The following is a 12,131-nucleotide window of genomic DNA, read 5'->3' as shown; positions in this document are numbered from 1 at the left end:
ACCCAAAAACTGTACGTATATACAGCTGTAAAATAATCCATTATATTAAGCACAGAAATTCATAACGTAATGCTTGATATGATGATGTTAAATAAAGAACAACAAAATGCTATTGAATATTCTGGCTCTGATGCCTCACTCAATCAAGCCCCCCTGCTTATTATTGCCGGAGCAGGCACTGGTAAAACCAACACTCTTGCACACAAAACTGCCAGATTAATTCTAAATGGCGAATCTCCAGAGCGTATTTTGTTAGTGACTTTTGCTCGTCGCGCGGCAGGTGAACTATCCTCAAGGGCCAACCGAATTGTCGAACAGCAACGTGTTAAGGAAAGAGCTACCCCTTCAACTGCCCAACCGATAAAAATATCTTGGATGGGCACCTTCCATTCTATCGCAGCACGTTTACTCAGAGAGCACGCCAACGCTATTGGTCTTGAGAGTGACTTTACTGTCATGGATCGCAATGATAGTGCTGATATGATTGATGTCATACGGCATGAGTTGGATTTTACATCCTCAGTAAAACGCTTCCCTAAAAAGAAAACCTGTTTAGATATTTACTCTCGCTGCGTGAACAGTAGACAACCCATTGAAGATGTTTTAGACGCCCACTTTCCCTACTGCCGTCAATGGCACAAAGAGTTAACCCTTTTATTTGCAGCATACGCTAAAGCCAAAATGGAACAAGTTTGCCTAGACTATGATGATTTGCTTTTGTATTGCTATCACATGGCCCAAGTCCCCGAAATAGCAAAACAAGTGCGTGAACAATTTGACTATATATTGGTAGATGAATACCAAGATACCAATGTATTACAAGCCGGTATTCTTATGGGATTTTTCCCGACAGGCAAAGGCTTAACGGTAGTCGGAGACGATGCGCAATCTATTTATTCTTTCAGGGCCGCCGATGTAGATAACATATTAAACTTCCCTCAGCAATTTACCCCACCCGCCAGAGTAATTTCACTCAAACAAAATTACCGCTCTCACCAAGCTATTTTGGACTTATCGAATGCTCTACTAAGCGAAGGAGATGAAGGCTATAAAGTAGAGTTGTTCAGTGATAGAAAATCAGGAATTAAACCAAAATTAGTGTCGGTAGAAGATGATACCAAACAAGCAGAATATATTGTCGAAATGGTATTAGCCGCTCGAGAGCAAGGAATTGAATTAAAGAAACAAGCGGTTTTATTTAGGTCCAGTTATCATAGCGACCGCCTCGAATTAGAACTGACCAGACGTAATATTCCCTTTGTAAAACACGGTGGTCTTAAGTTTTTAGAAGCGGCACATGTTAAAGATTTACTGTCAATACTGCGCTGGGCCGATAATCCTAAACATAAAATCTCAGCCTTTAGGGTCTTAAAATTATTACCCAGTGTTGGCCCTAAAATAGCTGAAAGAGTGATTAATTTTCTTTACACAAAAAGCGGCTCATTTAATGAACTACGTGATTGCCCTATACCACAACTGGCTAGCGAGTTGTTTCAGGCATTGGTCAAAGTACTGAACGCCATTCATACAAATAACATTCCATGGTCAGAACAAGTGAATTCAGTCGTTCACATCTATAAGGAATTACTAGAGATTAACTACGATGATCATTTTGTTCGTTGCGGCGACATAGAACAAATGGCACAAATATCTCAGCAATTTCCAACACGAGAACGCTTTTTAACAGAACTGACGTTAGACCCACCACAATCCACCGGAGATCTGGCAGGGCCACCTTTAATCGATGACGATTTTCTGATCTTATCCACAGTGCACAGCGCCAAAGGGCAAGAGTGGAATAATGTTTTTATATTAAATGTAGCCGACGGTAATTTCCCTAATGAATACGCAGCAGGCAACAAACGAGCTCTAGAGGAAGAAAGACGTTTACTTAACGTCGCCATTACGCGCGCTAAAAATGAACTACACCTAATGCAGCCAATGAAATATTGGGTGCCAGAGCAGCAGCGACATGGAGATCGGCATGTATACGGAGCCAAAAGTAGGTTTTTAACCGAAGGGCTGCTTAAGCTTATTGAAACATGTCATTACCCTAGAAAAGAGCTCAATCAAAAAGAAAAAGAGTCAGCCAAACTAGCCATTACTGATATTAAGAAAACGGTTTTAGGTATTTGGGATGCTTAGATTTTTTAGCCGCTGTCGATAAGTCGGTTAGTGGAGTGTTATACCAAAGTACAGGCGGACAACCTACTCATAACGTTTGATAAGTGCGCTTCAATGGCTGCTTTTGCTTTTTCGCCATCTCTTTGCATAAGAGCATCACAGACAGCCTTATGCTCATCTATTTTGGGTGTAGAGCCTTTATCTCTTAACTTAAGGTGAAACCTTTTGCTTACCTCAGACAACTCTCGCACTTGCCATAACCATTCATAAATTGGCACAAGGGCACCATTACGTGTTGCTGTGACTATGGCTAAATGAAATGCATGATCTATTCTTTCGGCTTCCTCTATGTTCCCTTGTTCAATGGCTACAGACATAGATAATAATATTTGTTTAAGCTGCAGTAACTCATCATTGCTGATACGTTCAGCCGCCATTTTTGCCGACTCAGCTTCTAACAACATTCTAGCTTCCAATACCTCAAATGGATCTGGCATATCTTCATTCGCTATAGTCGAACTCATTTTGCGTGAAGGATCTAAGGCATAAATACCTGAACCCGAGCGTATTTCAACTAAACCACTTACTTCAAGAGCAATCATTGCCTCACGAATAGTTGAACGACTGACGCCAAACTCAGCAGCTAGATCACGCTCTGCTGCAAAACGAGCCCCTACTTTCACTTCGCCATTTTTTACTAACTCAGCTAATTTATCGGCAATTTGTAGATACAAACGTTGGCTAAGGTGTTCAGTATTTGACATAGAATAATTCAACTTTAGGTGGAGACATGTTTATTGTTCAGCGGGTTTAACTGCTTGATTATAAATTAACTTGGAGACCAATTCATTAGCCCCCTCCAAAAGCAAGCATTGCAGCACAAGTGATAGTTATTCGAGCAGACAATTGTAATGTCGTTTCAGTCATTTGATTATCAAAAAACTCATACTATTAAAATTCTTAATACTCATTTGCATTCACGGGGTTATCAGGCCAATTGTATAGTTTTGCCTAGTGAAACACAATTCCCACTCATTTGGCATGACCAGCATCATGCGCATAGGGATTTGGATGGAATGGGTATAGCGAGGTTAACTACCCCGAGTCCATATACTGAATAAGCCGAGCCTATCGATTACGCTCTTTTTGCGTTTGGAGGTGAATTTGCAAACTAGGCTTCAGCTTGCAAATCAATCACTATTTTTCCGGTGTGCTGTAACATATCATCGTCAGTATAACGAGCAATGATATAAATCTATTGGCCAAAGAATCAGTCAAATTAAGCAGCTGAGTGAAACAATAGTATGTTAACCATACCTGACGCCTTACGCTATTTTCAATACAGACCTTGCCATCTTTTGGCGCAGATATCATGCTCAACAAAATAAGCTGAGCTGATTTTTCAACTTAGATCAATTCGTATTACAATGCATTCTAGAATTGATAGCTGACACCCACTCTAACCGTACGCGGCTCAATTGGGTGATAATGGGTATCTTCAACCCCTTCACTTGTTTCACCTAATAAGCGGCTGCTGTATAAATAATCAATATCGTGGTCGTCACTATCCAATAAATTCAATACAGATAAATTAAATATCCAATCGTTTAATTGATATTGAGCATTAGCATTTACAACAGTAAAACTACTGGATTGAGCATCGTTAAAGCTGTCTAAAGTCCGTTTACCAAAGTGACGTACTCTTAAGTTTGAGTTAAATGTATCGTTTAGTTGCCAATTAATGCCAAAGCTACCTACAAAAGGTAAGGAGACCATCAATATAATCTCCTTCATCTACTGCAGACTCACTAAAACGTGAACGAGTCCATGCAAGCTCAATATCTGTTGTGAGTGTGCGAGTGATCCAAAAATTACTGGCAAACTCTATGCCTTTACGGGTCGATGCTCGGCTTGCTTCCGTATTGCCTGCATCACCTACAAAAACCAATTCCGAGTCATTTTCTAACCACCATAAAGATAAGGACATATTGTATTTACGATACAATGAAACACGAACCCCCATTTCTGCACCTTGCCCACGTACCAATAAGTCAACCGGCTCTGCGGGCTCTAATGTGCTTGGGTCAACACTTATTACCACCCCTCGTGCATCGTTTGAATGAAATGATTGACCAGCATTAACGTAAGCTTGCCACTGGTCATCTATTAAATAACTTAAGCCTGCTTTTAAACTGGTTATTTGATCACTCGCATTGCCACTATTAACGGCTAAGTCGCTATCTACCTCGACAGACAGATAGTTGTGGCGAATAGCAGCATTGGCAATCCATTTTTCGGCTAGATAAGCATCAAGGGTATAAAATAGGCTGGCTGACCATTCATCAACCGCATCGGTACGCACGCTAGATATACGTTGTCGTTCGATAGTTTTAAATAACCCTACCTCGGCAATATCGTCATATTGCAGATCCAGACCCAATTTTTGATGGAAGTGTGAATCGTCAGTATCAACTGAAAAAACCTTAGTGATATTTCCGCCGTAGATATTCCTGTCATCTACCTGCTCAAATTGATCGCCATTAATTGGGTCGTCTAAGAAATAGGTGAAATTAGAAAAAAGGTTTAAGTTGCTGGTAATTGCATAGGCAGAAACAAGCCAATCAACATGTTGCCAATTTGCTGACAAACTATAACGGTTAGACTCTCCTCCAACACTGGTGTCAAGTGAACCCAATGAATCAATGACACCCGTATTTACAGCTCGTTCGGGAATTTGATCTGCCGAATTCCAGCTATTATCGTAGCCTAAAAAGGAAATTTCCAACATGCCACCAGCCAATGCTTGTTGATACCGAGCAAATATATTGCTTTTATTGACATCTTCATTAACGCTTGACCATGGACCGTCATATTGTTGCCATTCAGCACCAAAGGCAAGATTACCTGTATCGATAGCAACGTTATTACTAACCACGCCTCGTACATACCCATTTTCACCCAATTCAAGCTTGGCTAATGGATTTTGTATAATCGACATCAAAGAAAAATCGGCAGAGCCTGCGATAGAAAAGTCACCCTGCGTTCCTTGATATGGACCTTTCTGATAATCAATACGCTCAACTAACTCGGGAATAATAAAATTTAGATCTGTATAGCCTTGACCATGGCCATGAGTTCGCATATTGACTGGCATACCATCTAAAGAAGTACTGAAGTCAGTGCCGTGGTCTAAATTAAAACCTCTTAAAAAGTATTGGTTGGCTTTACCCGAACCACTATGCTGAGTTACTACCATTCCAGGAATAAACTCTAAGACTTCCCCTGCTCGTAACATAGGTCGTTGCTGAATATCGCCATATCCAATCACCCCCTCTGATGCAGATAATGAATCTCCAATTAAATCGGCTTGCTTACCATATACAACAAAATGTTCAAAGCCAGAACCATCTGCTATTACATTTGCGCTCATTAAAATTAGGGGGATAGAAAAAAGGGATTTCATGGATGTAGACTACTCTGCAATTAAAAAATGAGGGGGAATTCCGTTCAAGCAGTGAATGATATAATAAAGCGTGGGCGGCTAAAATGGCAACGCCCACTATTCTACAGTAGAACACAACTTTTAGTAAAAAATGCAAAGTGCAACCATCCTCTCAAGCTGTCAGTTGGGCATGCTTTAACATCTACTCCTTTTTAATTGACACCAATAAACTTGCTACCTACCAAACTAGCTAGCGCTTTCATTCAACAGGTTTGATTTGAACCATGACTTCGCATTCCACTTGCTCTTTTTCCATGGCTAGCTTTTCTCGTTCTGCTTTGCTCACATACTTAGGTTTCTTGCCTGAAGCCAACTTAGCACTAGCCTTTTTAGCACGAGCTTTAAGTATTTGATTGCCTTTTTTACGACGATTCATAGTTATCTCCTCAAATAAGCTTTCTAAATCACCCAATTTAACAATACTATCATCTAACACGATTAAACCGTTCTAACTATTTAACCTACAAGCTAATCCCCCCAATCAAGACACCCATAATTAAATTCGACGAATCCGCAATTTGAACTAGACTAATGGTAGTGATTCAACCAAGGATGGCCATGATGCCTCAGTCTCGTAAAAGCCAAATCAGTTTAGTCGACACCCCTTATTATCATTGTGTTTCACGCTGTGTTCGCCGTTCATTTTTGTGTGGTGAAGATACGTTGACAGGCCAGAGCTATGAACATAGGCGGACTTGGGTTGAAACACGCTTGCTTCATTTAAGCCGCATCTTTGCTATCGACATTTGCGCCTATGCGGTGATGAGCAATCACACTCATGTGGTGCTGTGCGTGAACAAACCTTTGGCTGAGCGCTGGACGGTGAAACAAGTGCTCGTTCGCTGGCATCAACTGCATAAAGGCACCTTGTTGTCGCAGCGGTTTATGCGAGATGACACGTTGAGCAAGAGTGAGCGGCATACCCTTCTAGAAACCGTTGAAATTTACCGGATGCGTTTGTATGACATCAGTTGGTTGATGCGTAATCTCAATGAGTACATAGCCCGAGAAGCCAACAAAGAAGATGCCTGCACTGGCAGATTCTGGGAAGGACGGTTTAAGTCTCAAGCACTACTCGATAAATCAGCCCTACTGGCCTGCATGGCTTACGTGGACTTAAACCCCATTCGCGCCAATATGGCCAACACACCTGAGGACTCTGACCACACCAGTATTCAAACTCGGATACAAGCTTTGAGACACCACCAGCAACCCAAAGGTTTAATGCCATTTGTTGGCAACCCCAAGGCAAAACATGCCGAGAGGCATCGCTTTTTCACTAAAAGATTACTGCGACCTCATCGACACCACAGGTCGTGTTATCAGAGATGATAAGTCAGGATTAATCGATACACAGCAACAGCCCATTCTACAAAGGCTAGGCCTAAACGACGAACAATGGCTGACCTTAACCACAGAATTCGAAAAGCACTTTTGTTACGCTGTAGGCAGTGAACATTTAATGCGAAACTTCAGCCTACACACCCAACATCAAAAAATACGAGGCATAGGTAAAGCCAAAACCCTACTCAAACACGCTTAGCCCTTTTTCTAACTTTGCAAGCATCAACATGACTGTTGAGAATTAGCACGCCTAGCATTCACCACACCCCACAAAATCACGTCATCATACCCGCAAACATCGTCAATTTAGTTGTCTTGAGCATAATTTAAACCGAATGGATTAGAAAAGCAGGAGCTGAGATGGTTTAACACCCGTTGCTACTATGGGTGTCTTATTAGAGAATGCGCTAACATCGTCAATTGTGTTGTCTGGAGCATAATTTAAACCGAATGGATTGGAAAAGCGGGAGCTGAAATGGTTTAACACCCATTACTGATATGGGTGTCTTATTAGAGAATACTATGGGTGTCTTATTAGAGAATATTGAGTTCGGGGATCACCTCGAAAAACACATAAACTAATGGCAGTTACAAAGAATCTGTTACAGGCTCAAAGAGCGCGATAAATTAAAGTAATCAATAACCTTTAACGAGGATGAAAATCAAAATTGGGTAAGCGAGTGAAACCAATTAACAGTTCATCTGACGTAGTTTTACCTAATAACTTTCCGGCAAAATGTTGCTCAGTTAAACCAAGGCCTTCTTTAGCAAATTCCACCACTAAGTTCTTTCCTTGCTTTTCAAATTTCACAACGCTAGCGCCTTGACCATAATCAACCTCTTCAGCGGCACCAAACCGTAACGAGGCAATATTGACATCTGCATGTGCATTAAAGCCAGGCTCAGATTGAATCACTACTTTTATATTCTTTTGCGAATATTGATAAGACTGCTCTGACAATAAAGTTAAACGTTTAGGCACAGTAAGTGGCATAATAATGTTTTTAGAACTGTGTTTGTCCCTTGCTAAATCATCACGTTTAGGTACATCGACTACCGCTACTGATAAATGGGTTGCTCGGCCATATTGATCAGTTATTACATGCGGACGCTCTAATTTATACCAATGCGTCTTAGTACCATCTTCATAAATAGTATCGTTAGGTGTATAAGCCGTACCTGAATTGAACTTCCAATTAATCCCGTCAGGGGAACGTAAATAAATAGCGCGATAATCCAAAAAAGCATTAATGATCATGTGGTATTGAACTTCATCTTTCCAAATAACGGGGTCTTCATAGTTAGAACCACGATATTTTTCAGGAATGATCGGGTTGTGCTGAATAGGCGCCGTTAGCACTTTATAAGGACCAAGCGGATCACCGCTCTCACTTAACATCATTGCGCCACCTTTGGTGACAAAGAGAAATTGACCATTATCTAAATGAACGCCCGATAAATTCCGCTCAAAACGATAAAACCTTGCGGGTATTTCTAAGTCAGTATTTTTATCAACCTGCATCACACCTAAACACTGCCAAGGGCCAGACATCGTTTGTGCATGAAATAAAGTGGGTTGCCAACTGACTAACGAATACAATAAATAACTCCCATCATTAAGCAAAATGATATCTGGATTGTGCCCAAGCCCATTTTTGTAATCGTAAGCGAGTTCCTTGACTACTTTGTAAGGTCCTGTCGGACGTTTTGCAACGGTATAGGCGACCGTCGAATTTGGCCACTCCCAATGGCCTTTTGTCGCATTTGCTGGCCATCTAGTTACCACCATATGAAACTTCCCGTCTTTACCTAAAACCGGTCTTCCTCCCCAATATGACCAGTTTGGGTGTTCAATACCATTGTTAGGGTCTCGCGGTAAAACATTATCACCACCCCAGAGATCAGTACGCAGTGCATCAGTAATTGGCATCGGGAGAATTAAATCACTAAACGATGCGCCTTTCACCATTTTAACGCGTGCTTTTATTGGCTTAGACGCTAGACTAATGTTGCCACTGTAGTCATGCGCGTAGACAAAATAGGTATTGTCAGTTCCCTTTGTTGGCGTAAAATCTGTTAAGTGAGTTTGTTTTATTTGATCTGCAATTTTTTGTTGATTTTTTCCATGGCCATCACCTCTAAAGAGGGAATAACTCACCACATCTTTTTCACTATTTTTTGCCAACTTAATAAAATTTCAGCGTCTAACGCTTCGGCTTTTAATTGTGTTGGTGGCGAGGGGGGAATAACATCACTAACGTTAATTTTTACTTTTTCCGAAATCGATGTTGCTAATGCCTCACGCCTGACCACAAGGTAAGTATACTCAACACCTGTTATAAAATCATGATCGACAAAATTAGTTTTTTCGGTCGTACCCAGTTTCGTATAATTTGTCAGTACTTTGGTATAAATATTCGCCTTAACATTTTTTCGACCGCGATAAATCACATACTCAGTGGCGCTATTTTTACTGTTGTCTAGCCAACTTAATTCAACACTGGTAGCCTTAGCCACAGCACGCAGATTAGTCACTTTCTTGTTATCATCAACCACACTGATATTGACATAATGAAGGTAAACCTTTATGCCTTCACTCGAATAAAATGTTGCTTTTACATAAGGCAATCCGGCATCAGCGTCTTCTTTTGAGATAACGTATTGGCCACTAAAATGCTCAATAATTTTATCTGAACCTTTTAACTTTACCTTATTGGCCAGTATGCGTTCATGTTCACCAAACACTAAACTTAAACTAATTCGTCCATCACTAATGTATTCAAGGTCGGCACCAAATCCCCAATTGATCACATCCCCTGTTTTAGGGGTTTGATAGCGAGGATGAGTATCCAATATTTTAGATGTGGCGACCCCTACATCGTGCATTGAAAATAGGCTACCCAAGTGAAGCGCCATTGGCGTTTCATGCGCCCCTTGCACAGCCTTTGTTTGCCAAAAAGGTGGTTTTAAACCTTTACGCCATGTTGCCCAATCTGTAGAAAAGTTACCGTCATTCACATTCTCATAAGGAGCGTTATCGCCCATTAACACGATTTGAGCAAATACTGTTGTGCTGTTAAAGATTAAGCAGAAAAACATGCTCAAGAATGCAATGCTTTTAACAACTTGTAAGTAACGCATTTTTAATAAAACTTCCTGATTAATTTAATTAAGGCAAACAAAACCTTATGGTAATAAAGAAAACATATTGTGCATGATAGATACTGACTTACTCATAACTATTCAACATTAACGTTATATTCAATTTATGAACTTAATCACATTTACATTATTTCCATAGTTTGTACATCCCCTTGCTTGCATGAATGAAACAAACAAAACATTAATTAGAATGGCGCCATAGATAACTACGAACAATGATTTACGTTATTGCAACGTATTGGGTTCATTCTGCCAATGAATATATCGCTAACGCCCTGTATTATTGCGCCAATTCTTATTTATACCAATACAGTCAATTCTTTAGCAATAAATGTAGTATTGGTACCTCTGTCCAAAATTTTCATTCCAAGTACACATAGAGTTAATTATGGGTGTCTTGTTAGAGAGGGGGTAGATGTATACCATTCTATTTTTTAGTTTGAGTCTCTCGGTATTCTAGCAAGTATTCTCCTTGCAAATACTTGTCTTTATCGGCATAAAAGGGGTAATTTTTCCATGGTACGCTCCCCTGCATTCTAGGATCTTCATCTGCCAATAGGGTTCGCATCAACTGTGCTTTTAACTTATTTAAAATCTGCTGATTTTCTGGCTTAAATGCCACATTATGCATTTGTTCTGGGTCGGTTGGTAAGTAATACAATTCTTGCTGTGGGAGTTTAGCAAAAGCCAATTCATAAAAAGGCTTTACCTCTACTTGGTCTTTATTCGCTAGCAAGAAACTTTTTGTAGGACCTGCATCAACATCACCAAAAACCCCTTGATGACTAGCGATAAAATTTGGATTCCCCATAGGCCAGCGATCAGGGTTAAAGTTGTGAATATACACCCATTCTTTAGTATGGATCACACGTCGTCCATATACCTCCCCCTCAGGACGAGCCCACACATGCCGCTCGAATCCCGTCAAAGAAAATGTGCGCTTTGCGTCCACTAAACCTGATTTATCTGACAACAAAATAGGTAATAAACTTTTACCAGATAATCCAGTTGGAATATCTACCCCAGCAACATCTAAAAAGGTCGGGGCAAAGTCTACGTGATTAACAAAGTCTTCTATTACCCTACCCGCTTTTATTTTGTTACCCCACATCATGGCTAATGGCATTTGCACACCATAGTTGTAACTAGTGGCTTTTGCTCTTGGAAATGGCATGCCATTGTCTGAGGTATACACCACCAGCGTATTGTTAAGTTGACCAATTTGTTGCAAATAATTTAACGCTCTTTGCAAATGACTGTCAGCCCACTGCACCTCAAAGAAGTAATCGGCAATATCGTTTCTAACCACTTGGTTATCAGGTAAAAATGATGGCACGGTCACTTTTTTAGGGTCAATACCGTTTTCTTTGCCAATACCTTTTTTGTATATACGATGGGGTTCTTTGGTACCCAACCAAAAGAAAAACGGTTGGTCTTTAGGTTTGTTTTGCATGAACTTAATAAACGACGAAGCATAGTTTTCTGAATTGATGCCAAAAGGCGTTTTTTCTGGACTTTTGAACTCTTGATCAAAAATACCTTCTTTGTCAGCCACTATGGGGTAAGTTGATGGAAAATTCTGATTTGATGGTAGGTAAGATTTGCCACTTAAGCCTACTGCGTATCCGGCATCTGATAGTAAGCGAGTAAACACTAGGCGCTCTTTTTTAAGACGGCCAAACAATAAACCGGCTTCACCATTTCGCCAAAAAGACTTGCCCGTTAAAATGCTTGCTCGCGAAGGGGCACATGAAGCGACACCAGTGAATGAATGAGTAAAATAAGCCCCTTGTCTGGCGAGCCTATCAAATCCTGGCGTGTTTAATTGTGACGCACCAGCAAACGATGTATGCATAGCACTTTGATCGTCACTGATCACAAATAAAATATTTGGCCGTGATTCTTTAGCCACTATTTGCCCAGTATAGAATACAGCCAAAAACACTAACAAAACGTTTTGTAATTTCACCCCACCTCTCCAACTTATCAAGTCTAATCT

At 40.5% G+C, this 12,131-nt stretch carries 8 protein-coding genes and 1 pseudogene; 2 read left to right on the top strand and 7 right to left on the bottom strand.

Translation table 11 applies throughout. The features are described from left to right. The first annotated feature begins 78 nt into the window (after positions 1-78). Complete coding sequence (locus tag RS130_RS05260) at positions 79-2,145, top strand: ATP-dependent helicase (RefSeq protein WP_316025094.1); 2,067 nt, start codon at positions 79-81, stop codon at positions 2,143-2,145. A 38-nt stretch (positions 2,146-2,183) separates the two neighbouring features. On the opposite strand, the gene RS130_RS05255 is transcribed toward RS130_RS05260, so the two are convergent. From RS130_RS05255 to RS130_RS05240, 4 genes are all read right to left on the bottom strand, one after another. Then, complete coding sequence (locus tag RS130_RS05255; protein ID WP_316025093.1) at positions 2,184-2,888, bottom strand: FadR/GntR family transcriptional regulator; 705 nt, start codon at positions 2,886-2,888, stop codon at positions 2,184-2,186. Positions 2,889-3,558: 670 nt separating this feature from the next. Then, positions 3,559-3,903, bottom strand: a complete 345-nt coding sequence (locus RS130_RS05250; protein WP_346433319.1) for a hypothetical protein — start codon at positions 3,901-3,903, stop codon at positions 3,559-3,561. Beyond that, positions 3,875-5,587 carry a TonB-dependent receptor gene (locus RS130_RS05245; RefSeq protein ID WP_316025092.1) on the bottom strand — a complete coding sequence of 571 codons (1,713 nt, stop codon included), beginning with the start codon at positions 5,585-5,587 and terminating at the stop codon, positions 3,875-3,877. The genes RS130_RS05250 and RS130_RS05245 overlap by 29 nt, the downstream gene beginning before the upstream one ends. 238 nt (positions 5,588-5,825) lie before the next feature. Continuing rightward, positions 5,826-6,002 (bottom strand): DUF2986 domain-containing protein, encoded by a 177-nt coding sequence (locus RS130_RS05240; RefSeq protein WP_316025091.1) that lies wholly within the window; start codon positions 6,000-6,002, stop codon positions 5,826-5,828. A 185-nt stretch (positions 6,003-6,187) separates the two neighbouring features. On the opposite strand from RS130_RS05240, the pseudogene RS130_RS05235 reads away from it, so the two are divergent. Continuing rightward, positions 6,188-7,169 (top strand): annotated as a pseudogene (locus RS130_RS05235) (transposase). 447 nt (positions 7,170-7,616) lie between these two features. Here the strand turns inward: RS130_RS05235 and RS130_RS05230 are convergent. From RS130_RS05230 to RS130_RS05220, 3 genes are all read right to left on the bottom strand, one after another. Then, positions 7,617-9,155 carry a glycoside hydrolase family protein gene (locus RS130_RS05230; RefSeq protein WP_316025090.1) on the bottom strand — a complete coding sequence of 513 codons (1,539 nt, stop codon included), beginning with the start codon at positions 9,153-9,155 and terminating at the stop codon, positions 7,617-7,619. After that, entirely contained in the window at positions 9,125-10,111 is a 987-nt protein-coding gene (locus tag RS130_RS05225; RefSeq protein WP_316025089.1) for a hypothetical protein, read from the bottom strand. The genes RS130_RS05230 and RS130_RS05225 overlap by 31 nt, the downstream gene beginning before the upstream one ends. A 448-nt stretch (positions 10,112-10,559) precedes the next feature. Further along, on the bottom strand, positions 10,560-12,101 hold the full coding sequence (locus RS130_RS05220) for a sulfatase family protein (RefSeq protein ID WP_316025088.1): 1,542 nt from the start codon (positions 12,099-12,101) through the stop codon (positions 10,560-10,562). Positions 12,102-12,131: the final 30 nt, after the last annotated feature.

The sequence above is a fragment of the Paraglaciecola aquimarina genome (assembly GCF_032464635.1).
GTDB lineage: Bacteria > Pseudomonadota > Gammaproteobacteria > Enterobacterales > Alteromonadaceae > Paraglaciecola > Paraglaciecola aquimarina.
Note: the sequence above shows the minus strand (reverse complement) of the source record. Positions and strands in the feature narration are given on the sequence as shown.